The sequence below is a fragment of the Novosphingobium sp. G106 genome (assembly GCF_019075875.1).
Classification (GTDB): domain Bacteria; phylum Pseudomonadota; class Alphaproteobacteria; order Sphingomonadales; family Sphingomonadaceae; genus Novosphingobium.
Map to the genome: position 1 here is coordinate 4,213,109 of NZ_JAHOOZ010000001.1, position 22,645 is coordinate 4,235,753.

At 66.7% G+C, this 22,645-nt stretch carries 29 protein-coding genes; 14 read left to right on the forward strand and 15 right to left on the reverse strand.

Annotated elements, in window-relative coordinates:
- Positions 1–49: 49 nt before the first annotated feature.
- Genes KRR38_RS20135 through KRR38_RS20160 form a run of 6 tightly spaced genes read right to left on the reverse strand, consistent with a single transcriptional unit; the run spans position 50 to position 4,223 of the window.
- Complete coding sequence (locus KRR38_RS20135; protein ID WP_217404886.1) at positions 50–787, reverse strand: SufD family Fe-S cluster assembly protein; 738 nt, start codon at positions 785–787, stop codon at positions 50–52.
- Entirely contained in the window at positions 784–1,524 is a 741-nt protein-coding gene (sufC, locus tag KRR38_RS20140) for a Fe-S cluster assembly ATPase SufC (RefSeq protein ID WP_217404888.1), read from the reverse strand. The genes KRR38_RS20135 and sufC overlap by 4 nt, the downstream gene beginning before the upstream one ends.
- An 8-nt stretch (positions 1,525–1,532) precedes the next feature.
- Positions 1,533–2,021: an endonuclease domain-containing protein gene (locus KRR38_RS20145; RefSeq protein WP_217404890.1), complete on the reverse strand. Its 489-nt coding sequence runs from the start codon at positions 2,019–2,021 to the stop codon at positions 1,533–1,535.
- Positions 2,018–2,317: a cytoplasmic protein gene (locus KRR38_RS20150; protein ID WP_217404892.1), complete on the reverse strand. Its 300-nt coding sequence runs from the start codon at positions 2,315–2,317 to the stop codon at positions 2,018–2,020. Before KRR38_RS20150 ends, KRR38_RS20145 begins: the two co-directional genes overlap by 4 nt.
- Positions 2,314–3,795, reverse strand: coding sequence for a Fe-S cluster assembly protein SufB (sufB, locus tag KRR38_RS20155; protein WP_217404894.1), 1,482 nt, complete (start codon positions 3,793–3,795; stop codon positions 2,314–2,316). Before sufB ends, KRR38_RS20150 begins: the two co-directional genes overlap by 4 nt.
- Positions 3,792–4,223 (reverse strand): SUF system Fe-S cluster assembly regulator, encoded by a 432-nt coding sequence (locus KRR38_RS20160; protein ID WP_217404896.1) that lies wholly within the window; start codon positions 4,221–4,223, stop codon positions 3,792–3,794. The genes sufB and KRR38_RS20160 overlap by 4 nt, the downstream gene beginning before the upstream one ends.
- 353 nt (positions 4,224–4,576) lie before the next feature.
- On the opposite strand from KRR38_RS20160, the gene KRR38_RS20165 reads away from it, so the two are divergent.
- From KRR38_RS20165 to KRR38_RS20180, 4 genes are all read left to right on the forward strand, one after another.
- Entirely contained in the window at positions 4,577–5,620 is a 1,044-nt protein-coding gene (locus KRR38_RS20165) for a quinone-dependent dihydroorotate dehydrogenase (protein ID WP_217404898.1), read from the forward strand.
- Between the two features lie 11 nt (positions 5,621–5,631).
- Positions 5,632–7,350: a gamma-glutamyltransferase gene (gene ggt, locus KRR38_RS20170; RefSeq protein ID WP_217404900.1), complete on the forward strand. Its 1,719-nt coding sequence runs from the start codon at positions 5,632–5,634 to the stop codon at positions 7,348–7,350.
- Positions 7,351–7,432: 82 nt separating this feature from the next.
- Positions 7,433–9,235, forward strand: a complete 1,803-nt coding sequence (locus KRR38_RS20175) for a long-chain fatty acid--CoA ligase (protein ID WP_217404902.1) — start codon at positions 7,433–7,435, stop codon at positions 9,233–9,235.
- Positions 9,232–9,870 (forward strand): DUF998 domain-containing protein, encoded by a 639-nt coding sequence (locus KRR38_RS20180; protein WP_217404904.1) that lies wholly within the window; start codon positions 9,232–9,234, stop codon positions 9,868–9,870. The genes KRR38_RS20175 and KRR38_RS20180 overlap by 4 nt, the downstream gene beginning before the upstream one ends.
- A gap of 37 nt (positions 9,871–9,907) precedes the next feature.
- Here the strand turns inward: KRR38_RS20180 and KRR38_RS20185 are convergent, their stop codons facing one another.
- The 3 genes from KRR38_RS20185 to KRR38_RS20195 form a co-directional block, all read right to left on the reverse strand.
- A complete protein-coding gene (locus KRR38_RS20185; protein WP_217404906.1) occupies positions 9,908–10,435 on the reverse strand; it encodes a hypothetical protein in 528 nt (175 codons plus the stop codon).
- A gap of 118 nt (positions 10,436–10,553) precedes the next feature.
- Positions 10,554–11,564, reverse strand: a complete 1,011-nt coding sequence (gene thiS, locus KRR38_RS20190; protein ID WP_217404908.1) for a sulfur carrier protein ThiS — start codon at positions 11,562–11,564, stop codon at positions 10,554–10,556.
- Positions 11,565–11,583: 19 nt separating this feature from the next.
- Positions 11,584–11,943, reverse strand: coding sequence for a MerC domain-containing protein (locus KRR38_RS20195; protein ID WP_254514892.1), 360 nt, complete (start codon positions 11,941–11,943; stop codon positions 11,584–11,586).
- Between the two features lie 100 nt (positions 11,944–12,043).
- On the opposite strand from KRR38_RS20195, the gene KRR38_RS20200 reads away from it, so the two are divergent.
- The 9 genes from KRR38_RS20200 (at position 12,044) to KRR38_RS20240 (ending at position 17,910) form a co-directional block, all read left to right on the forward strand.
- Positions 12,044–13,090 carry a COX15/CtaA family protein gene (locus tag KRR38_RS20200; protein ID WP_217404912.1) on the forward strand — a complete coding sequence of 349 codons (1,047 nt, stop codon included), beginning with the start codon at positions 12,044–12,046 and terminating at the stop codon, positions 13,088–13,090.
- Positions 13,087–13,413: a divalent-cation tolerance protein CutA gene (cutA, locus tag KRR38_RS20205; protein ID WP_254514893.1), complete on the forward strand. Its 327-nt coding sequence runs from the start codon at positions 13,087–13,089 to the stop codon at positions 13,411–13,413. Before KRR38_RS20200 ends, cutA begins: the two co-directional genes overlap by 4 nt.
- On the forward strand, positions 13,410–14,126 hold the full coding sequence (locus KRR38_RS20210; RefSeq protein WP_217404914.1) for a hypothetical protein: 717 nt from the start codon (positions 13,410–13,412) through the stop codon (positions 14,124–14,126). Before cutA ends, KRR38_RS20210 begins: the two co-directional genes overlap by 4 nt.
- A gap of 136 nt (positions 14,127–14,262) precedes the next feature.
- On the forward strand, positions 14,263–14,742 hold the full coding sequence (gene rplM, locus KRR38_RS20215; protein WP_217404916.1) for a 50S ribosomal protein L13: 480 nt from the start codon (positions 14,263–14,265) through the stop codon (positions 14,740–14,742).
- Positions 14,742–15,275, forward strand: coding sequence for a 30S ribosomal protein S9 (rpsI, locus tag KRR38_RS20220; protein ID WP_217404918.1), 534 nt, complete (start codon positions 14,742–14,744; stop codon positions 15,273–15,275). Before rplM ends, rpsI begins: the two co-directional genes overlap by 1 nt.
- A gap of 39 nt (positions 15,276–15,314) precedes the next feature.
- Positions 15,315–16,073: an HPP family protein gene (locus KRR38_RS20225; protein WP_254514894.1), complete on the forward strand. Its 759-nt coding sequence runs from the start codon at positions 15,315–15,317 to the stop codon at positions 16,071–16,073.
- A gap of 154 nt (positions 16,074–16,227) precedes the next feature.
- Positions 16,228–16,608: a PadR family transcriptional regulator gene (locus tag KRR38_RS20230; protein ID WP_309141097.1), complete on the forward strand. Its 381-nt coding sequence runs from the start codon at positions 16,228–16,230 to the stop codon at positions 16,606–16,608.
- Entirely contained in the window at positions 16,598–17,176 is a 579-nt protein-coding gene (locus KRR38_RS20235; RefSeq protein WP_217404928.1) for a DUF1700 domain-containing protein, read from the forward strand. The genes KRR38_RS20230 and KRR38_RS20235 overlap by 11 nt, the downstream gene beginning before the upstream one ends.
- Positions 17,173–17,910, forward strand: a complete 738-nt coding sequence (locus tag KRR38_RS20240; protein ID WP_217404930.1) for a GIN domain-containing protein — start codon at positions 17,173–17,175, stop codon at positions 17,908–17,910. Before KRR38_RS20235 ends, KRR38_RS20240 begins: the two co-directional genes overlap by 4 nt.
- Here KRR38_RS20240 and KRR38_RS20245 read toward each other — a convergent pair.
- The 3 genes from KRR38_RS20245 to KRR38_RS20255 are packed head-to-tail and all read right to left on the reverse strand — an operon-like array spanning position 17,904 to position 19,936.
- Positions 17,904–18,791 (reverse strand): metallophosphoesterase, encoded by an 888-nt coding sequence (locus KRR38_RS20245; RefSeq protein ID WP_217404932.1) that lies wholly within the window; start codon positions 18,789–18,791, stop codon positions 17,904–17,906. The genes KRR38_RS20240 and KRR38_RS20245 overlap by 7 nt on opposite strands.
- Positions 18,781–19,635: a diacylglycerol kinase family protein gene (locus KRR38_RS20250; RefSeq protein WP_217404934.1), complete on the reverse strand. Its 855-nt coding sequence runs from the start codon at positions 19,633–19,635 to the stop codon at positions 18,781–18,783. The genes KRR38_RS20245 and KRR38_RS20250 overlap by 11 nt, the downstream gene beginning before the upstream one ends.
- A 34-nt stretch (positions 19,636–19,669) precedes the next feature.
- A complete protein-coding gene (locus tag KRR38_RS20255; RefSeq protein ID WP_217404936.1) occupies positions 19,670–19,936 on the reverse strand; it encodes a hypothetical protein in 267 nt (88 codons plus the stop codon).
- 225 nt (positions 19,937–20,161) lie between these two features.
- On the opposite strand from KRR38_RS20255, the gene KRR38_RS20260 reads away from it, so the two are divergent.
- Positions 20,162–20,482, forward strand: coding sequence for a UrcA family protein (locus tag KRR38_RS20260; protein WP_217404938.1), 321 nt, complete (start codon positions 20,162–20,164; stop codon positions 20,480–20,482).
- Between the two features lie 83 nt (positions 20,483–20,565).
- Here the strand turns inward: KRR38_RS20260 and KRR38_RS20265 are convergent, their stop codons facing one another.
- The 3 genes from KRR38_RS20265 to KRR38_RS20275 all read right to left on the reverse strand — a co-directional run bounded on the left by KRR38_RS20265 (position 20,566) and on the right by KRR38_RS20275 (position 22,619).
- Entirely contained in the window at positions 20,566–21,291 is a 726-nt protein-coding gene (locus KRR38_RS20265; RefSeq protein ID WP_217404940.1) for a LytTR family DNA-binding domain-containing protein, read from the reverse strand.
- On the reverse strand, positions 21,284–22,057 hold the full coding sequence (locus tag KRR38_RS20270; RefSeq protein ID WP_309141098.1) for a histidine kinase: 774 nt from the start codon (positions 22,055–22,057) through the stop codon (positions 21,284–21,286). The genes KRR38_RS20265 and KRR38_RS20270 overlap by 8 nt, the downstream gene beginning before the upstream one ends.
- A gap of 112 nt (positions 22,058–22,169) precedes the next feature.
- Positions 22,170–22,619 carry a hypothetical protein gene (locus tag KRR38_RS20275; protein ID WP_217404945.1) on the reverse strand — a complete coding sequence of 150 codons (450 nt, stop codon included), beginning with the start codon at positions 22,617–22,619 and terminating at the stop codon, positions 22,170–22,172.
- Positions 22,620–22,645: the final 26 nt, after the last annotated feature.

The window sequence follows — 22,645 nt, forward strand, 5'->3', positions numbered from 1 at the left end:
ACCAGGCCGGGGAAATCCTGACGTACGGAGCGGATGGGAGTAGCCACGTTCACAGCATCGCCTCCAGCCGCAATAGCGCCGCCTGGGTCAGGCTCTCCTCGTCGGCCGCGCCGGTGAAGGCCTCGGCGATGAAGGCTTGGAGCATCAGCTGCTTGGCTTCGGGCGGAGTCAGGCCGCGCGACTGCAGATAGAACAGGCCCATCGCATCGAGCTCGCCCACCGCGCAGCCGTGTGCGCACTTGACGTCGTCGGCGTAGATTTCGAGTTCGGGCTTGGCATTGGCCGTCGCGGTCCGATCGAGCAGCATCGCCCGCACCGACTGCTCGGCATCGGTCCCATCGCTGCCGCGTGCGACCGCGACCTTGCCGAGATAGGTGCCCACGGCCTGGTTGCCGAGCACCGAGCGCACCACCTGCCGGCTGACCGCGTTGGGCGCCTCGTGGCTGACTTCGGTGACGATCTCCAGCGTCTGCGCGCCCGAACCGAGCTGCGCGGCGCCGAGCGTGAACGATGCCCCCTCGCCCAGCCGCGCTTCCACCGCAATGCGGCCGAAAACGTTGCCAGCATTTAGAATGCGCAAGTCGAAAGCCGCCCCGGCCTCCACTTCGATCACCAGATGCCGCGCGACAGCGGCCTCACCCTGCTCGACGACGCTCAGCGATGTGTTCTGCCCGCTCGGCACGAGAATTTCCTCGCGCGCAACCGGCCATACGCCCGCCAGCGCATCGATATCCGAATAACGGAACGCTTCGCTCTTGCGCGTCGGAAGGGGCGCGAGTTCGCTCACGCCACCGCCTCGTAGCCTTCTTCTTCCAGCTGAAGCGCCAGCTCGGGACCGCCAGTCTTGACGATGCGGCCGCCGGCGAGGACGTGGACCTTGTCGGGCTTCACGTAGTCGAGCAGCCGCTGGTAGTGGGTGATGAGCAGCACGCCCTTGTTCGGCTTGCGCATGATCGCGTTGATCCCCTCGCCGACGATGCGCAGGGCATCGATGTCGAGGCCCGAATCGGTCTCGTCGAGCACGGCGAACTTGGGATCGAGGATGCCCATCTGGACCATCTCGGCGCGCTTCTTCTCGCCGCCCGAGAAGCCGACGTTCACCGGGCGCTTGAGCATGTCCATGTCCATGCGCAGCAGCGCTGCCTTCTCCTTGGCGAGCTTGAGGAATTCACCGCCCGACAGCGGCTCCTCACCGCGCCCGCGGCGCTGGGCATTGGCCGCCTCGCGCAGGAACTGGACGAAGGAGACGCCAGGAATCTCGACCGGATACTGGAAGCCGAGGAACAAGCCGGCGGCAGCGCGTTCGTAGGGTTCGAGCGCGAGCAGGTCCTGTCCGGCGAAATCCACCGAGCCGCCGGTCACAGCGTAGCCGGGCCGGCCGCCGAGCGTGTAGCCGAGCGTCGACTTGCCCGCACCGTTGGGCCCCATGATCGCGTGAATCTCACCCGCATTCACGGTGAGCGAAAGGCCCTTGAGGATCAGCTTGTCGGCGACGGTGGCCTGGAGGTTGTCAATCTTGAGCATGGTCATCTCTAGTAATCCCGCCGTGCGCGGCCGGGGTTGGCGGGCCGCGGGCGGGCGCGGCGTTCGTCGTAGTTCTTCTTCATTTCGGCTACGATCGCCTGGACGACGCCAGCCGTATCGTCGCGCACCTGCGCCGCGGGATAGCGCAGCACCTTGATGCCGACTTCAGCAAGGCTGCGATCACGGCGACGGTCGATCTCGGCATTGGCATCGGGCTCGTCGATCTCGACCGCAAGCTTGAGCGAATGGCAGGCGAAATCGACGATCGCCGAGCCGATCACCACCTGGCGGCGGAACCGGTACTTGCCGAGTTCGGCGGCGACGAGCGCCTCGGCCAGCAGCACCTGCGCCTCGGTCGGGTTGCGCCGCATCTCGCGCGCGGTGTCGTGCAGCGTATCGAGCCGCGATTCGGCAATGTTCCAGCCGCGGCCCTTCTTTTGCAGGGCCGGGGCTTCGGTACGCTCCTCGGGCGGACGGACGGTGAGAGTCTTCTTCAAAACCAAGCCTCGTTCATAGCCTTGAGAAAGGCCAATTCGGTCACTGGGAAGCCAGAAGCCGAACCAATCACCGAATCTATGCCGCACTTAGGACACATGGCCGTCGCGCCGTCATCGATCCACTCTTCGACCAAAGCCGGAGCATAAGTTCGGCAGCAGTAAAAGCAGCCAGCTTCGTTACTTTGGCCGAGTTCATCGCGGTTTTCGCTGCAATGCGCGTGCGCTTCGCCGACCGGCCCACCATTCTTTTTGAAATCATTGATGCGCGAAATCGCTTGATCGAAATCGTCACTCATCCGACCGATCCCTCGAGACTGATCCCGAGCAGCTTCTGCGCCTCCACGGCGAACTCCATCGGCAGCTGCTGCAGCACTTCCTTGGCAAAACCGTTGACGATCAGCGCCACGGCCTCTTCTTGGCCGAGCCCGCGCTGCATCGCGTAGAATAGCTGATCGTCGCTGATTTTGCTGGTCGTCGCCTCGTGCTCGATCTGGGCCGACGGATTGCGCACCTCGATATAGGGCACGGTATGCGCCCCGCATTCGCCGCCGAGGAGCAGGCTGTCGCACTGGGTGAAGTTGCGCACGCCCTCGGCCTGGGCACCGACGCGGACGAGACCGCGGTAGGTGTTGTTGCTCTTGCCCGCCGAAATGCCCTTCGAGACGATCGTCGAGCGGCTGCCCTTGCCATTGTGGATCATCTTAGTGCCGGTATCGGCCTGCTGGTAATTGTTGGTCACCGCGACCGAATAGAACTCGCCGACCGAATCCTCGCCGTTGAGCACGCAGGACGGGTACTTCCAGGTGATCGCCGAGCCGGTTTCTACCTGGGTCCACGACACCTTGCTCCGCTTGCCCTGGCAGAGCGCGCGCTTGGTGACGAAGTTATAGATGCCGCCCTTGCCCTGCGCATCACCGGGGTACCAGTTCTGCACGGTCGAATACTTGATCTCGGCATCGTCGAGCGCGACCAGCTCGACCACGGCGGCGTGGAGCTGGTTCTCGTCGCGCATCGGCGCGGTGCAGCCTTCGAGATAGGACACGTAGCTGCCCTTCTCGGCTATGATCAGCGTCCGCTCGAACTGGCCGGTGTTTTCGGCATTGATGCGGAAATAGGTGCTGAGCTCCATCGGGCAGCGCACGCCCTCGGGGATGTAGACGAAGGTGCCGTCCGAGAAGACCGCGCAGTTGAGCGCGGCGAAATAGTTATCCTGCGTCGGCACGACCTTGCCCAGCCAGCGCTTCACCAGCTCGGGATATTCGCGGATCGCCTCGCTGATCGAGCGGAAGATGACGCCCGCCTGCTCCAGCTCCTTGCGGAAGGTCGTGGCGACCGAAACCGAATCGAACACGGCATCGACCGCGACCTTGCGCGCACCTTCGACGCCGGCGAGCACCTTCTGCTCCTCAAGCGGAATGCCGAGCTTTTCATAGACGCGCAGGATCTCGGGATCGACCTCGTCGAGCGAGGACAGCTCCTTCTTCGCCTTGGGCGCGGCGTAGTAATAGGCGTCCTGGTAGTCGATCGGCGGGACGTTGAGCTTGGCCCAGTCGGGCGGCGTCATCGTCAGCCACATGCGATAGGCCTTGAGCCGCCAGTCGAGCATCCATTCGGGCTCGTTCTTCTTCGCCGAGATGAAGCGGACGGTGTCTTCGCTCAGACCCTTGGGCGCGAATTCGGTTTCGATGCCCGAAGACCAGCCGTGCTCGTAATCGGCGACGCGCGCTGCCGCGTCGCGGGCGGCCTGGTCCTTCAGCGTGGTTTCCTCGGTCATGATACGGTCTCGGGCGCGCGCTGCGCTACTTCGGCCAGCCGGGTCAGCGACACTTGCGCCAGGGCGCCGCGCAGCGCCTCGTTCACCAGCGGCCAATGCGGCCGGACCATGCAGGACGATTCCAGCGTGCAGTCGTGCCGGCCATGCTCGACGCAGGCGGTCAGCGCGATGGGGCCTTCGACGGCTTCGACGATGTCCGCCAACGTGATCGCCGCCGCCGGCCGCGCGAGCTTGAGCCCGCCGCCGACACCGCGCGACGAGCGCAGCAGCCCCGCCGCGGTCAGCCGGCTGACCAGCTTCTGCACGGTCGGCGCCGGGACACCCGTCTCCTCGGCGAGCTGGGTCGCCGAAACGCGCGCACCGCCACAGTGCCGCGCAGCGGCGGCCATGGTGACGACGGCATAGTCTGCCATGCTCGAAAGTCGCATTTGAGAACCGTTCGCAAAATCGGAGTGATTCGTTCCGGTTTCACCTAAGAGCGGTTCGGTCGCATTTCAACCGCTGCTTCGCAGCATTCCGTGGTTCAGCGGCGGTCTATCTGCTGCGGACAAAAAAGAGGCGGCCTTCGGATGATCCGGAGGCCGCCGCAAAGTCGAGAACTCGCTGCAAATGCTACGAGCCCTTCGGGTCGCAGGGGTCGGATATGCCTGGCCTCCAACAAAAAATTGTACAAATGCGACACACTTCAACGGCTCACCTCGTATTTACACTATATTGTGTTCGATATGGCCAATGGGCAACACATTGAGCTTTGCCTGTCGCAGGCGCTAAGGGCGCGAGGATGGTCTATTCGCTCCTGCGCCCCGCCCTGTTCCGACTCGACGCCGAGCAAGCACACGGCCTTGCCTTGAACGCGCTGAAGCTGATGCCCGGCAGGCGCCACGCCCAACCGGGCGGCCCGCTGGCGGTGACGGTGGCCGGCATTGCGTTCCCCAACCCACTCGGCATGGCGGCTGGCTTCGACAAGGACGGGGAAGTGCCCGACGCGCTGCTCGGCCTGGGCTTTGGCTTCGCCGAGGCCGGCTCGATCACGCCGCTGCCGCAGGCGGGCAACCCGCGCCCGCGGCTGTTCCGCCTTGTCGAGGACCGCGCGGTGATCAATCGCATGGGCTTCAACAACCGCGGCGGGGCCGAAGCCGTAGAGCGACTGCGCGCACGCAATGGCAAACCGGGCGTCGTCGGCATCAACATCGGCGCCAACAAGGACTCGGCCGACCGCATCGCCGACTATGCCCTGATGACGCGGCTGTTGGCCCCCTTCGCTTCCTATCTGGCGGTCAACATCAGCAGCCCGAACACCCCGGGCCTGCGTGCGCTGCAGGACGAATCGGCGCTTACCGCGCTGCTCGACGCAGTGCTGGAAGCGCGCGGCTCCTACGGCCCACCGATCTTCCTCAAAGTCGCACCCGATCTCGAGCCCGCCGACATCGACGCCATCGCCCGCATCGCTATCGACAAGGGCTTGGGTGCGCTGATGGTCTCGAACACGACGATCTCGCGTCCCCAAGGTTCTCTGGCGTTGACCTCACGCCATGCCGGCGAGGCTGGCGGACTGTCGGGTGCGCCTTTGCGCGAGCTGGCGCAGCAGCGCCTGCGCGACTTCCGCAAGGCAACCGGCGGCGCGGTTCCCCTGGTCGGCGTTGGCGGCATCGCCAGCGCCGAGGATGCCTGGGCGCGCATCCGCGCCGGGGCGAGCCTGGTCCAGCTCTACAGCGCCATGGTCTATGAGGGACCGGGCATTGCGCGGAAGATCACGCGAGGGCTTGAGGAACTGATGAAAAAGGACGGATTCACGTCGATTGCAGAGGCGGTCGGAAGCGAATAGCATCGGGCGCGATGCTGCGCTCCCTCCTCGCTCCGCTTGCCGCCGGCCTGCTTCTCGCCGGCTGCGCCACCGCCCCCAAATCCGTCTCGACTGCACCGAACAGTAGCGCCTTCGCGCATGGCATGGTCAGCGCCGCCGATCCGCGCGCAGCCGATGCCGGGGCCGAGATGCTTCACGCGGGCGGCAGCGCGACAGACGCGGCGCTCGCCATGCTGCTGGCGCTCAACGTCGTCGAGCCGCAAAGCTCGGGCGTCGGCGGTGGCGGTTTCATGGTGCTCGATGACGGCAAGGGCCACGTCGAAACGCTCGACGGCCGCGAAGCAGCGCCCAAGGCGGCGACGCCCGAATGGTTCAAGATGAACGGCCAGTACCTCTCGGTACCCCAGGCCATCCCCGGCGGGCTCAGCGTCGGCGTTCCCGGCAATGTCGCGCTGATGGCGCAGGCGCACGAGCGCTATGGCAAGCTGCCGTGGAAACAGCTGTTCGGCCCCGCGATCAAGCTTGCGCGCGACGGTTTCGCGGTGACGCCACGGATGCGCCAGTTCCTCGACCGGGCGCGCGGCACGGCCGGGCTGACCGCCGACGGCCGCGCGCTCTATTTCGGCGCCGACGGCGAGCCGCTGCCTGTCGGCACCACAATCCGCAACCCCGCCCTCGCCGCCTTCCTCGAAAAGCTCGCCGCGGGCGGCCCGAAAGTGTTCTATTCGGGCGCCAATGCCGCGGCGATCGCCGAGACGGTGTCGAAGTCGCCGCGCAACCCGGCGCCGATGACCGCGAGCGATCTTGGCGCCTACCACGCCAAGTGGCGCGCGCCGGTCTGCGCGCCCTACCGCGCCTACAGGATCTGCGGCATGGGTCCGCCCGCCTCGGGCGCGACTACCGTCTCGGGCGTGCTCGGCGTGCTCGAACGCTTCGACATGACTGCGCTGGGCAAGGATTCGCCCGTCGCCTGGCACCTGATCGCCGAGGCCGAGCGGCTGGTCTATGCCGACCGCGACCGCTACCTTGCGGACAGCGACTTCGTCTCGGTTCCCGTCGCCGGCCTCGTCGCGCCCGACTATCTCGCTGCCCGCTCGCAGCTCATCGCGCCCGACAGGACCCTGCCCGCCGCCACGCCCGGCACGCCTCCCGGCGCCCAGGTCGCCCAGGCCGATACGCTGACCCCCGACGTGCCCTCGACCACTCATTTCGTCGCGGTCGACCGCAGCGGCCAGGCGGTGACCCAGACTTCGACCGTCGAAAGCAGCTTCGGCTCGGGCCTGATGGTCAGCGGCTACTACCTCAACAACGAGCTGACCGATTTCAGCCTCGTGCCCGACCGCGACGGCAAGCCCGTGGCCAACCGGGTCGAGCCCGGCAAGCGCCCGCGCAGCTCGATGGCGCCGACCCTGGTCTACGGCCCCGACGGCAAGCTGAGACTGGCGGTCGGAGCCGCCGGTGGTGCAACGATCCCGGCACAGGTGCTGCGCGTGATCATCGGCGTGATCGACTGGAAGCTCTCGGTGCAGGACGCGATTGCGCTGCCGGTGATCTATGCCCCGGGCGGCACGACCGTGTCGGTCGACAAGGGCGGCGCACTGGAGGCGATGATCCCGGCGCTGAAAGCCCTCGGCCACGACGATATCGTCGTGCGCGAGCTGCCGCTGAAAGCCAATGCCGTCGAAGTGGTGAACGGCGAACTGCACGGCGGCACCGATCCGCACACCGAAGGGGTTGCCAGATCGGACTAGTTTCCACCGGTAATGGCGGTACTATTCTGAACGATCTTGCGTTAGGACCGGGCGCAAGGACGGGCGAGAGGGCAGCAACCGCGTGAAGTTTTCCGATTTCGACGCCAGCCGCAATCTCGTCGAGCTGTTCTTCCTGCGCGCGGACGAGTTCGGCGAGAAGCCGATGCTCTGGGCCAAGCGAGACGGGGCCTGGCGATCGATCAGCTGGGCCGAGGCCGCGCGTCGCGTCTGCCTGATCGCGGAAAGGCTGCGCGCGCTAGGGCTCGTCCAGGGCGACCGCGTGCTGCTCGTGTCCGAGAACCGCCCCGAATGGTGCCTGGCCGATCTCGCGATCATGGCCGCGGGCTGCGTCACCGTCCCTGCCTATACGACCAATACCGAGCGCGATCATCTGCATGTGCTGGAAAACTCGGGCGCTCGTGCGGTCATCGTCTCCGACGCCAAGCTGGCCAAGCCGCTGCTGCCCGCCGTGCTGCGCTCGGACAACGTCAAGCACGTCATTGCGATCGAGCCGCTGCGCAACAACCAGGCCGGTGCGGTCGCGATGCACGACTGGTCCAGCCTGCTGGCGGGCGATGCCGCTGCCGCGCGCGCGGCGGTCGACGCGCGCATAGCCGGGGTCGGCCGCGAGGACCTCGCCTGCATCATCTACACCAGCGGCACCGGCGGCGCACCGCGCGGGGTGATGCAGCACCACGGCGCGATCCTTTGCAACGTCGGCGGCTGCGCCGAGATCCTGAGCGAGGACTTCGGCTGGGACGACGAGGTCTTCCTCTCGTTCCTGCCGCTGAGCCACGCCTACGAGCACACTGGCGGCCAGTTCCTGCCCATCGGCATGGGCGCGCAGATCTACTACGCCGAGGGGCTCGAGAAGCTTTCGGCCAATATCGAGGAGGTGCGCCCGACGATCATGATCGTGGTGCCGCGGCTGTTCGAAGTGCTGCGCGCGCGGATCATCAAGCAGGTGGAAAAGCAGGGCCGCCTCGCCAACTACCTGATGGACCGGGCGCTCCTGCTGGGCGAGCGCAAGGCCGAGGGCAAGCAGCGGCTGATCGACCAGCCGATGAACCTGATCCTCGAACGCACGCTGCGCCCGAAGATCCGCGCGCGCTTCGGCGGGCGAATGAAAGCATTGGTCTCGGGCGGCGCGCCGCTGAATCCGGACATCGGCGTATTCTTCGACGCGATGGGTCTGACGCTGCTCCAGGGCTACGGCCAGACCGAAGCAGGGCCTGTAGTCAGTTGCAACCGCCCCAAGGCCGGCCTCAAGATGGACACCGTCGGCCCGCCGCTGCGCGGGGTCGAGGTGAAGATCGCCGAGGACGGCGAGATCCTGCTGCGCGGCGAGCTCGTCATGCACGGCTATTGGCGCAACGAAGCCGAAACCGAGCGCGTGCTGCACGATGGCTGGCTCTCCACCGGCGACGTCGGCCATCTCGATGACCGGGGCCGCATCGTCATCACCGATCGCAAGAAGGACATGATCGTCAACGACAAGGGCGACAACGTCTCGCCGCAGAAGGTCGAAGGCATGCTGACGCTGCAGCCCGAGATCGCCCAGGCCATGGTGGCGGGCGACAAGCGGCCCTATCTCGTCGGCCTGATCGTGCCCGATGCCGAATGGGCCCTCGCCTGGGCACGCGCGCAGGACGAGAAGTTCGACATGAAGGCGCTGCAGGACCTGCCCGCCTTCCGCACCGCGGTGCGCGATGCAATCGACCGGGTGAACCGCGATCTCTCGGTGATCGAGAAGGTCCGCCAGTTCTGCTTTGCCGACGAGGCCTTCTCGATCGACAACGAGGAAATGACGCCGAGCCTGAAGATCAAGCGGCACAAGATCCGCGACCGCTACGGCGCGCGACTGGACGGGCTGTACAAGGCTTGACCTCGCGATTGCGGCTGCCCGGCGCACTCTGGCTGCTCGCTGGCCTGCTTTACCTGACATCCGAAGCGATCGCCGCTTCGGCCTTCGTCGGATACAGCTACGCGAACAACTACATCAGCGACCTCGGCGTGCCTTACGCCCTGACCGACGGCACGGTCTCACCCCTCGCATGGGTGATGAACTTTGGCGGGTTCATCCTCGATGCCCTGCTTTACGGTGCGGCGGCGATCGCGGCGATGGGCCTCCAACGCCCGCACCGACGGAGGGCCACGGCTTTCGTGGTATTTGCATTGATCCACTCGGTCGGCTCGATATTGGTCGGCACCGTCCATAGCGGTCCGCGCGAGATCGCTGCCGGGACGCACGACATTCATGTCTTAGGCGCGGCGATGGCAATTATCGGCGGCAACGCCGCGTCGATAACCGCGAGCCGTTTCGATGCGTCGGCGGCCTACCGGCGCGCAAGCCTGTTCCTGGGACTGGTCGGATTGGCCAGCCTGGTCATGCTCGAAGCCAATCGGATTACAGGCACGCCGATCCTTGCCGACGGCCTGTTCGAGCGAGGCAGCGTCTATGCGATTACGGCCTGGGAAATCCTGACGGGCCTGACGCTGCTGTTCAGCAAGCGCGATTGACTGAAGCACGAGGGCCGAAGCCCTCGCCCCGCCTAATTCAAGCCGCTTCCTTCTCGATCCACTCGGGGAAGAAGCAGGGCTCGCGGGTCGACCAGCCGGGCGCAGTAGCCGCGGCTTCGCTGATCGAGTGGAGCAGCTTCTTGCGGCGGTCGGGCTTGATCTGCGGCAGCGCGGCGGCGGCGCAGAAGGCGCTGGGCAACCAGGGCCGCACGGCGGCGCCGAGCAGGCGCTCGTAGAGGAAGCGATAGGCCGAGAAGCTGGTGATGCGATCCTGGGCCAGATCGAAGCCGGTCACGCGCACGAGCTTGCCGATGAAATCGTCGAGGCCGTCGAAGCCGGTCTCTTCGGGCGCCGCGCCGCGCAGGTTCTTGAGTTCCTGGTAGGCGACGTACTGCGAACGGATCGAAGCAACCTCGGCAGCGTCGCGTGCCCAGAGCTTGAATGCATCCTGGCGGCCGAGGCCGATATCGAGGCTGCGCTTGATGTAGCGCTGCTCGCAGGCCGAGAAGCTGGCGAATTCGCGCAGCTCGTTGATCGTCAGCGAAGCCGTACCCGTGTTGCCCATGGCAAGATGAACCCCCGTTGCAGGCCAATGGGCCCGACAAGCAGACTTCATCAGAACTTGGTTATTATCGGGTTAACCAACCCGCCGATTAAATGCGCAGGCTAACGGAAGCTTTTGATCAGATCAGACCCGCCAGCGGGCTGGAGGGATCGGCATATTTGCGCGTCGCCATACGACCTGCGAGATAGGCATGGCGGCCAGCCTCGACTCCCAGCTTCATCGCGCGGGCCATACGGATCGGATCCTTGGCTTCGGCAATGGCCGTGTTCATCAGCACGCCGTCGCAGCCGAGCTCCATCGCGACCGCCGCTTCCGAAGCCGTGCCGACACCGGCATCGACCAGCACGGGCACCTTGGCGCCCTCGACGATCAGGCGCACGGTCACCTTGTTCTGGATGCCGAGGCCCGAGCCGATCGGCGCGCCGAGCGGCATGACCGCGACCGCGCCGGCTTCCTCAAGCTGCTTCGCGGCGATCGGATCGTCGACGCAATAGACCATCGGCAGGAAGCCTTCCTTGGCCAGGACCTCGGTCGCCTTCAGCGTCTCGCGCATGTCGGGATAGAGCGTGCGTGCTTCGCCCAGCACTTCCAACTTGACCAGATCCCAGCCGCCCGCCTCGCGCGCCAGGCGCAGGGTGCGGATGGCATCGTCGGCGGTGAAGCAGCCGGCGGTGTTGGGCAGATAGGTGATCTTTTTGGGATCGATGAAGTCGGTCAGCATCGGCGCCTTGGGATCGCTGACGTTGACCCGGCGCACGGCGACGGTCACGATCTCGGCCCCCGAAGCCTCGACCGCCGCGGCGTTCTGCGCGAAGTCCTTGTACTTGCCCGTGCCGACGATCAACCGCGATCGGAAGGTACGGCCCGCGACGGTCCAGGTGTCTTCCGCAGTGGTGTCAACGTCCCCACCCCCGACGAAATGGACGATCTCGAGCACGTCGCCGTCGCCGAGCACGACCTCGGCCAGCGAGGAGCGCGGTGCGATCTCGCCATTGCGCTCGACCGCAACCTTCTGCGGGTTGAGCTCCAGGCTCTCGACGAGCTGGGCGATCGTGGCGCCGGCGGCAATGCGGCGCGGCTCGCCGTTGACGGTCAGGGAAAGTTCCGCGGAAGTGTTTTGAACGGTCATGGCCCACAGCCCTTAGCGTTCAGGCGGCGTGGCGCAAGTTCCGGATATGGGCCGTGGCGACCAGCGCGACGCCGGCGATCGTCAGCATGGCTTCCTTCGGGCCGTGAGGAACCAGCAGCGCGAGCGACATGAGCGAGATTCCGCCCGCGCCGATAAGCAGCGGCCCAGCCTGCCGGTGACGCAGCACGCCCAGCCCCAACGTGACCACACCGACGGCAATCGCCAGCGCCAGGCCGATCTCGTGGATCGCCGGCGTCAGCAGGATCTCGCCGCCGAGACCGAGCACCGAGACGAGCACGATCGAAAGCACGCAATGAAGCGCGCAGAGCCCCGAAAGGACCACGCCTACCCGGTCGAACCGGTCCCGAATCGTGAGCATGACGCGCGACATGCCGATGATCTATGTGATGTTGTATCATCTTGCAACCCGAGTCGCCTCGCCGCTTGCGATTTTGTCCGGCCGGGAGCAGGACGCGGCCATGTTCGATTCCTCTACGGTCCGTGGCTCGGATCTCTCCGCCAGGCCGCTGGCGCTGGCGCGCTGGCTTTATATCGTGGCGGGCCTCGTCGTGCTGATCGTCGCGGTCGGCGGGATTACCCGGCTGACCGAGTCGGGCGTGTCGATCACCGAATGGAAACCGGTCTCGGGCGCGCTGCCGCCGCTTAGCCAGGCGCAGTGGCAGTCCGAGTTCGACGCCTATCGCCAGACGCCGCAATTCATCCAGATCAACGGCCCGGCCGGCATGACCTTGGCCGACTACAAGTTCATCTTCTTCTGGGAATGGGTGCACCGGCTGATTGCCCGGGCGATCGGTATGGTGCTGGCGCTGGTGATCGCCTGGTACGGGATCAAGCGGCAGATCCCGCGTGGCTACCTGCCGCGGCTGTTGGCGCTGGTCGCCCTGGTCGGGCTGCAGGGCGCGATCGGCTGGTGGATGGTCGAATCGGGCATCGTCAACGACGTCAAGGTCAGCCATTTCCGCCTCGCCGCGCACCTGCTGACGGCGCTGGTGACCCTGGGCGGCCTAGTCTGGACCGCGCTCGACCTCCAGGCGCTGGCCCGTGGCGAACCGCGTTCCCGGTTGACCGGCTTCGCCGCCCTCGCCCTCGCCGCGCTGCTGGTACAGCTGTTCTTCGGCGCGCTGACTGCGGGTCTGCGCGCGGGCCATGTCGCGAACGACTGGCCGCTGATGCAGGGTAGCCTCGTTCCCGAAGGCATCGACTGGACGCTCGGGCCGATCCATGCCGCGCTCAACGATCCCTTCCTGATCCATTTCATCCACCGCTGGTGGGCCTGGGTGGTCGTCGCCGTGCTGATCGTCATGGGCCGCAAGCTCAAGGCCGCAGGCCAGCGCCCGGCCTCGATCGCGCTGCACAGCGCCTTCGGCGCCCAGGTGATCCTGGGCATCGTCACCGTCTGGTCGGGCATCGCGCTGTGGCTGGCCGTGGCGCATCAGCTGACCGGCGCACTACTGGTCGCGGCGACGACCTGGGGCGCTCATGCGCTCGGCAGGCGCAGGGCATGATGGAACCTGCAGGCCCCGCGCTGATCTGGTGCCCCTTTCCCGACGCGGGAATAGCCGCCGCAACGGCTAAAACGTTGCTTGACGAAAGGCTGGTCGCCTGCGCCAATATCCTGCCCGCCATGCTTTCGCTGTTCGAATGGAACGGCGAGCGCGGCGAAGCGACGGAGGCGGGGGCCTTGTTCAAGACGGATGCCGCATTGCTCGATCGTGCCGTGGCGCGCCTGGCCGAGGAGCATCCCTATGACGAGCCGGCCATCCTGGCCTGGCACTGCGATGCCGCGACGCCCGGCACCGCCGCCTGGCTCGGAGGCCTGACCCGGTGAGCCGTGCGGTCTGGCTGGTGGCCACGGCTGCGATCCTCCCCATCGCAGCGATGTCGGCTGCCGAAACGCCGAAGCCGGCGGCCGGCCTGTTCAAGCCGACGGCGGCGCCGCTGATCCTGACACGCACGCTGCGCCATATGATGCACGACGGCACGGCCATCGTGACGCGGCGCAGCTACCGCGTGCAGTTCACCGCCGAAGGCAATGGCTTCGAACTCGCGGGCACGCTTAGCGAAGTCAGCGTCGAGGCCCCGCCCGGACTCGAAGCGCTCGCCGCGCTCGAACGCCGCCGGCCAGACCCCGGGATCTTTCCGATCAAGCTCGATGCGGCGGGCATGATCGTGCCCTCCGAAGATCCCGCGCCCAGCCGGCAGCAGCGCCAGGCGATCGGCACGGCCTCGGCCGACATTGCCCGGATGAACCTCGCCTCGGCCGAGGCGACGCAGGCGCAGGGCTTCGTCTCACAGTTCCAGACGCGGCCCTTCCGGACCTACTGGCCGCTCGACCTGTTCCACCCGGCCGCGGGCACGCAGCGCGAGCAGAAGGCGATCGCGCTCGACGGCGGCCTGCAAGGGCAGGTCACGACCGTCATAACCGCCAGCACCGATCGCGCCTCCGGCCTAGTCTCCGATTTCACCCGCACCGTCGTGACGGATCTGGGAGGCGACAAGCGCACCGTGATCGAGGAATGGACGCTCGCTCCGGCGCCCTAATTCCGAACGGTATTATTTTACCTCCATGCAAAACCGCCCATTCGCTTGACTTTTGGCGCCCTTTCCACGATTGGGCCGCCTTCGCCGCGCATCCGTCCACTCGGATTCGCGGTCAAAGCAAGGGAAATGACCAGCCATGAAGGCGCTCAGCAAGGTCACCCGGTCGATCAAGCCGGCCGAGGTGGAAAAGAACTGGCATCTTATCGATGCCGAAGGGCTCGTGCTCGGCCGCCTCGCGGTGATCGTTGCCAACGTCCTGCGCGGCAAGCATAAGCCGAGCTTCACCCCGCACGTCGATTGCGGCGATCACGTCGTCGTGATCAATGCTGATAAGGTGCGGCTGACGGGCAACAAGCTCAAGCAGAAGACCTATTACAAGCACACCGGCTATGCCGGCGGCATCAAGGCGGTCACCGCGGACAAGATCCTCGACGGCCGCTTCCCCGAGCGCGTGCTCGAAAAGGCGGTTGAGCGCATGATCCCGCGCGGCCCGCTCGGCCGTGCGCAGATGCGCGCGCTGCATCTCTACGCCGGCACCGAGCACCCGCATGGTGGCACCCAGCCCCAGCCGCTCGATGTTGCCAGCCGCAACCGCAAGAACAAGGTGGGTGCCTAATGTCCGATAACACCGTCACCGATCTCGCCGACCTCGGCGCTCTCGCCGCCGGCGCTCCCGTGGATGCTTCGACCGAAGCCGCTCCGGAAGCTCCCGTCGTGCGCACCGGTCCCCCTGCTCCGATCCGCGATCAGGAAATCGACGCACAGGGTCGCGCCTATGCGACCGGCCGCCGCAAGGACGCCGTCGCCCGCGTGTGGCTGAAGCCCGGCTCGGGCAAGATCATCGTCAATGGCCGCGATCAGGAAGTCTACTTCGCGCGTCCGACGCTGCGCCTCGTCATCAATCAGGTGTTCGGCGTCGCCGATCGCGCTGGCCAGTACGACGTCGTCGCGACCGTCAAGGGTGGTGGCCTCTCGGGCCAGGCCGGCGCGGTCAAGCACGGCATCGCCCAGGCGCTGAGCAAGTTCGAGCCGAAGCTGCGCGCCGCAGTGAAGGCCGCCGGCTTCCTCACCCGTGACCCGCGCGTCGTCGAGCGTAAGAAGTACGGCCGCGCCAAGGCCCGCCGCAGCTTCCAGTTCTCGAAGCGCTAAGCTTTTCGCGAACTGCTGCCGAAAATCGGGGGGTCAGCCATGCTGGCCCCCTTTTTTCGTATCTGCACGCAATCCCGGGAGCCTCCCCTGCCCTATCGCCTCCTCGTCCGCGCTGCGAGCCACGCCGGCGGCCGTCTGGGCTGGGCACGCAGCGCCGTGGGCGCGATCCTGGGCATCGTTTCCGCCACGCTGGTGACCGACATGGTGCTCGGCACCAACCGGGCCGCCCTGCCCTGGCTGGTCGCCCCGGTCGGCGCTTCGGCCGTGCTGGTCTTCGCGCTGCCGGCCAGCCCGCTGGCGCAGCTCTGGCCGGTTCTGGGCGGATCGATGATCTCGGCAATGATCGGCCTCGCGGTCGGCCATCTGATGCCCTACCCTCCGCTCGCCAGCGCGGTGGCCGTCGCCGTGGCAATCGCGGTGATGAGCGCGCTGCGCTGCCTCCATCCCCCCGCCGGCGCCTGCGCGCTGATCGGCGCGATGGGCGCGCCGCTGATCACCGCGGTCGGCTGGCCGACCTTCCTGCTCGCGCTCTGGCTCGATCTCGTGGCGCTGCTCGGCATGGCCTGGGTATTCAACAACATGACCGGCCATAGCTGGCCGCACGAGGCCGCGGCGATCGCTCCGCTGCCGCCCCAACACTGGATGGGCCGCTACGACATGGCCGATCTCGAGGCCGTGCTCGAGCACTGGGACGAAGTGCTCGACGTCAGCCGCGACGATCTCGACGCGCTATTCCGCGCAGTCGAAGAGCAGACCTATCAGCGCGTCAATGCCGGCCTGGAGCCGCGCGACCGCTGACTTTGCGCTCCGTGCCGGCGCGCCACCCTTAAAATTCTCCCATATTTCAGCGATTTCGAGGGTACTACGCATTGATTGGAACTAGTCATAACAAGCTACCTTGCAATGAATAGTACCTTGTATTAGACAGGCCTCGAACCAGGAGGCGTGATTCGTGCCCGAGGCTATCGAAATCCAGCTGAAGAAGGGGGTGCTCGGCCTCTGCGTGCTCGCGCTGCTCTCGCGCGGGAACAGCTATGCCTACGAGATCGCGAGCAAGCTCTCGCATGCGGTCGATATGGGCGAGGGCACGATCTATCCGCTGATGCGCCGCATGCAGAACGAAGGGCTTGTCGGCACCTATCTCGAGGAATCGCCATCGGGGCCGCCGCGCAAGTATTACCGGCTGACCGACGCCGGTCACGCCAGCCTGGCCTCCCAGCTCGCCGAATGGCGCAGTTTCACCACCGCCGTCGAAGGCCTGATCGGCCATGTCGACGCGGCCCCAGCAGATGCACAACCCGAAGCAGGTGCGGAGACCCGGGATGACGCGTGACGAATTCCTGAAACGGCTGCGGCGCGGCCTCGAGGGCATGTCCCCCGAAGCGATCGCCGATGCGATCGGCGACTACGAAGCCCATTTCGACGCGGCGCGCGAAGATGGGCGCTCCGAAGCCGAGGTGGCCGAAGCGCTCGGCGATCCCGGCCGGCTGGCGCGCGAGCTTCGCCTGGAAGCGGGTATCAAGCGTTGGGAGGAAGTCCGCTCGCCGTCCTCGGCGACCAATGCGGTCATCGCCTTCCTGGGCCTGGGTGCGATCGACATTCTCGTGCTGCTGCCGATCCTACTGCCGGCGATCGGCGTGATCATCGGGCTCTACGCCGCGCTGCTCGCGCTGTTCATCGCCGGCGGCGTGATGCTGGTGACCGGGCCTTTCAGCGGCCTCACGGTCGGCCCCGCGATAGGCTTCGTCTTCGGCGGCCTGGGCATGATGTCCGCCGCCGTGGCCTTCGGCGCGCTGCTGTCGATCGTCGCGATCTGGTTGGTCAACGGCCTGCTGTGGTTCGGCCGGCTGCATTACCGGGTCATCGAACCCGCCATCAAATCCGACAGGAGCGCCCAATGATCCGCAAGCTGCTCATCGTCTTCGTCAGCGGGCTCGTGCTGTCGATCCTGCTGGTCAGCGGCGCCTGGGTGCTCGGCGGCGAAGAGATCAAGGCCCGCTTCCGCCACGACCACGGCGATTGGGACTTCGACGCGAGCGACGACGGCCCGACCGTAAAGCGAAGCTTCGCGTTCGACGGCTCACGCATACTCAAGATCGACGGGCCGGTGTCGCTGCGCTTCGTCCGCGGTCCCAAGAGCGAGATGACCGTCTCGGGCAATGCCCGCCTGATCGACGGCTTGCGCTGGCAAGACGGCGAACTCTCTTCCGAGCGCCACGGATGGCGACATCACGGCGGGCTCACCGTGGAGATCACCGCGCCGCAGATCGCCGGCCTGGAACTGCGCGGACCTAGCCATGTAACGCTGGAAAACCTCGACCAGCCGTCGCTTCGCATCGAAGTGCGCGGGCCCGCAGACCTCGACGCTTCGGGCAAGGTGGGCAAACTCGACATCGACAGCCGCGGCGTCGGCACGCTCGATCTCGCCAAGGTCGAAGCCGGCGATGCCACCGTGCGCGTCCGCGGCGTCGGCAATGTCGACATCAAGGCTGCAGGCACGGTCGATGCCTCACTCAACGGCGTCGGCAACATCACACTCCACCGCAAGCCCGCGATCCTGAACGCGGAAACGCATGGCGTCGGTGAAGTCCGCCACGATTACGACGAAGACGGAACCGCCAAGAAGGCTCAGTGAACCGGCGGGTCTTCCACCGGAACCGCGCCCACCGGCGCGATCGGTTCTTCCTCGGAACGCGGCGGCAGCGCATTGGGCGGCACGTCCGGGATCAGCATCTCGCGCGTCGGTACCGCTTCGAGATTGCGCACGCGCACTTTCACGTCATGGCCGGAGATCGTCAGCTCGTTGAAGCTCGGCGGGGTCGAGCGGATACGCTTGGACAGCGTGCCCGCGCCTATCATCCGTACCGGGCCGGCCGCGGTCTCGTGCTGCAGGTCGAAGGCGTCGTGGACATGGCCCGACAGCACCGCGAGGACATTGCGCCGGGCAAGTGCTTCGAGCGCGCGCTGACCGCCGCGGGTGAGGGCGGTGCCGCGCGTGCCGGTCTCGACCAGCGGGTGATGGCAGGCGACGAGAACGCGTGTGCCTTCAGGCAAGGCATCGATCTGCAGTAGGGTCTGCGCCAGCGCGGCTTTCGTCACCCAGCCCTTCGACCAGTTCAGCCGCCACTGCGCGCGCGCCGTTGTCTTGAGCGGGACGATGGCGACGCCTCCCACGCCCTGGCGAAGCTCGATCTTGCGCTCGACCAGCGCCTCGATCGCACGAAAGCGGCGGTAAGGATCGAGGAAGCGCTCGGCGAGGTTGAAATAGGGCAGGTCGTGGTTGCCGACCTCGACCGTGACCGGCGCTTTCAATCCGAGGATCCAGTCGCAGGCGGCGGCATATTCGCGCGACCGCGCGCGCATCGTCAGGTCGCCGGTGATCGCGACTGCGGCGGGCGCCTCGCCCTCGATGCAGCGCTCGGCCCATGCCAGGGCGTGCCGGTCCTCGAGCCCGAAATGGATGTCGGAAATGTGGAACAGGCGCAAAGGCGCGGAGGCCGGCGATTCAGTCGTCATCGCGGGTCGCTAGCAGATCGACGCCGCAGTGGGCGAGGGTGAACGTCTCCTCGTTGCCCGCTTCACCCGGTTCGCCGTCGATCAGCAATCCCATCGCTTCCCCTTCCGGACAGGCAAGCCGCACCGAACGATAGTGGCCAAGACTGTCATGCGGCCCCTCGCGGAAATTGCGCCGCAACAGCGCGATCCCCTGCTTCGCATAGTCGCCAAGTGTTTCAGCATAATAACCTTCGACCGCAAAGCCGTCCGCCCCGGGCACGAGCTGGATCGCCGAATAGCCCTCCGGCCGGCCAATCGCAGGCTCCACACAGTGGACGTTGGAACCCGCCGTGGATTCGCCGATGGCCTCGGCCGCGCCGCTGATCGTGCCGAGCACGTCGGTTTCGCGCATCGCCTCGCGGACCTGCGCCCAGGCGGTGCCCGGTCCGGCGAGAATGCCCGACAGACCATCGCCATGCCGCGATCGCACCAGCGTCGGGCGGACCAGGCGGGCGCGGCCGGCTGCGACGCGGGCGATGATCTCGGCCGGCTCGGCATCGCCGTGCAGGCGCTGCGCGAGAATGTTCATCGTCCCGCCAGGAAGCACCAGCACCGTGCCTTCCCAGCCGGTGAGCCCGGCAACCAGCGAATTGACCGTGCCGTCACCGGTGAAGATCACCAGCAGATCGACAGTTGCGCGGCGCAACTCGTCGATCGCGGGCGCACCTTCCTCGTGGAAGCCGATGCGCCGGCCGATCAGGCAGTTCTCGTCGCGAAAGGCCTGTTCGAGCGCCGCCACTGCATCGTCGCTGTTACTGCCGCTCGCCGCGTTCACCGCGAGCCAGATGGTCTTTCCATGGATCATCGCAAAGGGACGCACGCGGCGCCGGTTTGGTTCCCTAGACGCGGCCCGAGAGGATCAGCCAGGCCGACAGCGCATTGACCATGCTGTAGAGCGCATAGCCCCAGGCCCAACCGAGTGCACCGGCGTCGACCATCAGCATGGCGCCGAGCAACATGAGGAATTCGACGCCCAGGCTGATGCGGCCGCTGAGCATGTGGACGAACCAGGGGGTTCGTCCAAGCAACGGATGTCCACTTTCGAGGACAGCCCTTTGCATCGCGAAATTGGCGATGCCGAGCAGGAAGAGCACGACGATGGCCATAGACGGGGGCAGCCTACGCCTTGCCGCGCCGCTTGGCCAGTGGAGGTAGAGACAGGCCAAGCGTCATCGCTCCGACGGCTTGCCGTTCGTCGATCCCGGCATGACGCTCGTCGAAGCGGCTCGGCCCTCGTCGGCCGGTGCAGGGTTTGGTCGAACGATCCGGGAAGCCTGCTGCGGCGAGCGGTAACAGAGCTCCAGTCCGTTAGGAATGGAAGGGAACCGGACATGAGAACTATCCTATTTTCGCTCGGGATCGCAGCGGCCTGCCTGGCGGCCAACCCCGCTTTGGCCGGCGAGGTCAAGCTCGCCTGGAAGGATCTCGATCTCACCACCGCAGCCGGCAAGGCCGAGCTCGGCAGCCGCATCGACGCGGCGGCCGAACAGGCCTGCACGTCCGACCCGGCCACCGGATCGAGGCTCACCCGTGCAACCCCGGGCTGCATCGCCGATGCGCGTCAGGCAATCACCGCACAGGTCGCCGCCAAGCTCGGCAACAACCGATTTGCCGCCAGCGGTGGCGGCGCCAATGGCGAGGCACGCCGCTAAAAAGTTCGCGTGGGGACGGCCGCCCCGCACGAAAAGGTGAGCCCGGCGGCGGGACCCTCCGGGCTCACCAAACACCCGCCGATTCAGCGCCCGGCCATGGCCTTGGCGCGCGCGAGATAGGTCCGCCCGATCCGTACCGCGCTGCCATCGGCAAGCTCTGCCGACCAGGTCCCCAGCCCATCGTGCTTCAGCCCCCGAATGCGGTCGCGCCGCAGGATGCAGGAACGGTGCAGGCGGATGAACAGCGCCGGATCGAGCCGCGCTTCGAGTCCCGAGACGGTGTGGAGCAGCAGATAGCTCGCCTCGCCGACATGCAGCCGGACATAGTCGCGCTCGGCATCGATCCGGTCGATGTCGACCGCCGCGATGCGCAGCAGTTCCGAGCGGTGGGGCACCCAGAATTCCTCGAGCCATTCACCCTTGGTCTTCTCGCCGTCGTTCCGACGCGCCAGCGCCCGCGCGATCGCGCGCTGCAGCCGTTCGGGCGCCACCGGCTTGAGTACATAGTCGACCGCCTCGAGATCGAAGGCTTCGACCGCGAAACCGTCGTGCGCGGTGACGAAGATCACCGCGGGCGGCGAGGGCTGGGCGGCGAGGGTACGGGCGAGGGCGAGGCCGTCCATCTCGGGCATGGTCACGTCGAGCAGGATGAGATCGGGCGCCAGCGCGGCGATCAGCCGCAAGGCCGCGCCGCCGTCGCTCGCCGTGCCGGCCACGGCGATGCCGGGCAGGCCCGCGCAAACGATCTGCAGCCGCTCGACCGCAAGCGGCTCGTCGTCGACGATCAGGGTGCGTAGCGCCTCAGCCATCGCGGTGCTGAAGCGGCAGGCGGATCACGGTCCTGAACCCGCCCTCGGGCGCGGTGCCGGCGTCGAGGCTGGCCGCCCCGTCGAAACGCGCCTGCAGCCGGTCGCGGACATTGGCGAGGCCGATGCCGCAACCGTCCTGCCAGATCGCGCCCGCTCCGGGTCCGTCGTCGCTGACCGATATTGTAAGCCCGCCGGCCTCGGCGCGCGCGGCTATGGTCACGGTCACCGGGCGGTTGGTGGCGGCCACGGCATATTTGATCGAATTCTCGACCAGCGGCTGCAGGATCATGCCGGGCACCAGCACGTCGGCGAGTTCGTCGGGCACTTCGAACACCGTCCGCAGTCGCTCGGGAAAGCGAACGGCCTCGACCTCGAGATAGAGCTTCTGGAGCTTGATCTCCTGCGCCAGCGGCAGGTCTCCGGTGGGGTCGCCCGCCAGGCTGCGGCGGTAGAAAGTGGCGATCGTCTGGATCATCCGCTCGGCCTCCGCCGGCTTGCCGGTGAGCACCAGCGCCGACAGCGAATTGAGCGTGTTGAACAGGAAGTGCGGGTTGATCTGGTAACGCAGCGAGCGCAGCTCGGCCGCCTGCGCGGCACGGCGGAACTCGCCCTCGCGGCGCTCTGCCGCGCGCGCCTGCTGGGCATTTTCGAGCGCGAGGTAGAGCGCCATCCAGGCCACCAGCAGGAAATAGCGGCCGAGCGCCATGTCGGCATACTCGTCCCAGAAATTCTTCTCCTTGGCCGGCAAGGTCTGCGCCTTAGTCATCGGAGGCGGGGACGCCGGTGAATTCACCGCAGGCGAGGGGGGTGAAGGAGGCGAGGGCGGGACAGGAGGTGATCTGTCCGCGCCCTTGCTGGCATTCACGACCAGCTTGCCATCACCCACCTCGACAACCGAGCCGTCGTCGCTGCGCACGCGAACATGCCCCCCCATGTATCTCGACGACATTGCCTTCGCCGTCATCGAGCACATTGACGCTTTGCCGCTGTTCTTGCTGCTTCGCCTCGTGGTCCATGTCGGCGAAGGCCCAGCTGTTGATCATCGTCGCGAGCAGGGCCACGGGGAGTGCGGCCATCAGCATCAGGCTCGCCCGCCGCCATAGCGGCCAGCGCGCGAGCAGCGCCAGCAGCGGCCAGAGCGCCGCGGTCACGGCCATCGAGCCCAAGGTGACGACCAGCCGCCGCGAGAGGAAGGCCCAACTGAGGTCGTAACCCAGCAGCGCGCCGCGCAGCGTCGTCAGCACGAAATAGCAGGCCCAGAGGCCCACGATCGAAGCCAGGACCAGCCGCGGCGGGACCCGCGGGCGCTGGGCGGTGTTGTCGTTCATTGCCCGACAAATAGCCCGCCAGGCGG

Excerpts from the sequence above, each read along its gene's own strand:
- sufC (WP_217404888.1), bottom strand. The coding sequence starts at position 1,524 with ATGCTCAAGATTGACAACCTCCAGGCCACCGTCGCCGACAAGCTGATC.
- KRR38_RS20150 (WP_217404892.1), bottom strand. The coding sequence starts at position 2,317 with ATGAGTGACGATTTCGATCAAGCGATTTCGCGCATCAATGATTTCAAA.
- sufB (WP_217404894.1), bottom strand. The coding sequence starts at position 3,795 with ATGACCGAGGAAACCACGCTGAAGGACCAGGCCGCCCGCGACGCGGCA.
- KRR38_RS20160 (WP_217404896.1), bottom strand. The coding sequence starts at position 4,223 with ATGCGACTTTCGAGCATGGCAGACTATGCCGTCGTCACCATGGCCGCC.
- KRR38_RS20165 (WP_217404898.1), top strand. The coding sequence starts at position 4,577 with ATGGTCTATTCGCTCCTGCGCCCCGCCCTGTTCCGACTCGACGCCGAG.
- ggt (WP_217404900.1), top strand. The coding sequence starts at position 5,632 with ATGCTGCGCTCCCTCCTCGCTCCGCTTGCCGCCGGCCTGCTTCTCGCC.
- KRR38_RS20185 (WP_217404906.1), bottom strand. The coding sequence starts at position 10,435 with ATGGGCAACACGGGTACGGCTTCGCTGACGATCAACGAGCTGCGCGAA.
- thiS (WP_217404908.1), bottom strand. The coding sequence starts at position 11,564 with ATGACCGTTCAAAACACTTCCGCGGAACTTTCCCTGACCGTCAACGGC.
- KRR38_RS20195 (WP_254514892.1), bottom strand. The coding sequence starts at position 11,943 with ATGCTCACGATTCGGGACCGGTTCGACCGGGTAGGCGTGGTCCTTTCG.
- KRR38_RS20200 (WP_217404912.1), top strand. The coding sequence starts at position 12,044 with ATGTTCGATTCCTCTACGGTCCGTGGCTCGGATCTCTCCGCCAGGCCG.
- cutA (WP_254514893.1), top strand. The coding sequence starts at position 13,087 with ATGATGGAACCTGCAGGCCCCGCGCTGATCTGGTGCCCCTTTCCCGAC.
- rplM (WP_217404916.1), top strand. The coding sequence starts at position 14,263 with ATGAAGGCGCTCAGCAAGGTCACCCGGTCGATCAAGCCGGCCGAGGTG.
- rpsI (WP_217404918.1), top strand. The coding sequence starts at position 14,742 with ATGTCCGATAACACCGTCACCGATCTCGCCGACCTCGGCGCTCTCGCC.
- KRR38_RS20225 (WP_254514894.1), top strand. The coding sequence starts at position 15,315 with ATGCTGGCCCCCTTTTTTCGTATCTGCACGCAATCCCGGGAGCCTCCC.
- KRR38_RS20235 (WP_217404928.1), top strand. The coding sequence starts at position 16,598 with ATGACGCGTGACGAATTCCTGAAACGGCTGCGGCGCGGCCTCGAGGGC.
- KRR38_RS20240 (WP_217404930.1), top strand. The coding sequence starts at position 17,173 with ATGATCCGCAAGCTGCTCATCGTCTTCGTCAGCGGGCTCGTGCTGTCG.
- KRR38_RS20245 (WP_217404932.1), bottom strand. The coding sequence starts at position 18,791 with ATGACGACTGAATCGCCGGCCTCCGCGCCTTTGCGCCTGTTCCACATT.
- KRR38_RS20250 (WP_217404934.1), bottom strand. The coding sequence starts at position 19,635 with ATGATCCATGGAAAGACCATCTGGCTCGCGGTGAACGCGGCGAGCGGC.
- KRR38_RS20255 (WP_217404936.1), bottom strand. The coding sequence starts at position 19,936 with ATGGCCATCGTCGTGCTCTTCCTGCTCGGCATCGCCAATTTCGCGATG.
- KRR38_RS20260 (WP_217404938.1), top strand. The coding sequence starts at position 20,162 with ATGAGAACTATCCTATTTTCGCTCGGGATCGCAGCGGCCTGCCTGGCG.
- KRR38_RS20265 (WP_217404940.1), bottom strand. The coding sequence starts at position 21,291 with ATGGCTGAGGCGCTACGCACCCTGATCGTCGACGACGAGCCGCTTGCG.
- KRR38_RS20270 (WP_309141098.1), bottom strand. The coding sequence starts at position 22,057 with ATGACTAAGGCGCAGACCTTGCCGGCCAAGGAGAAGAATTTCTGGGAC.
- KRR38_RS20275 (WP_217404945.1), bottom strand. The coding sequence starts at position 22,619 with ATGAACGACAACACCGCCCAGCGCCCGCGGGTCCCGCCGCGGCTGGTC.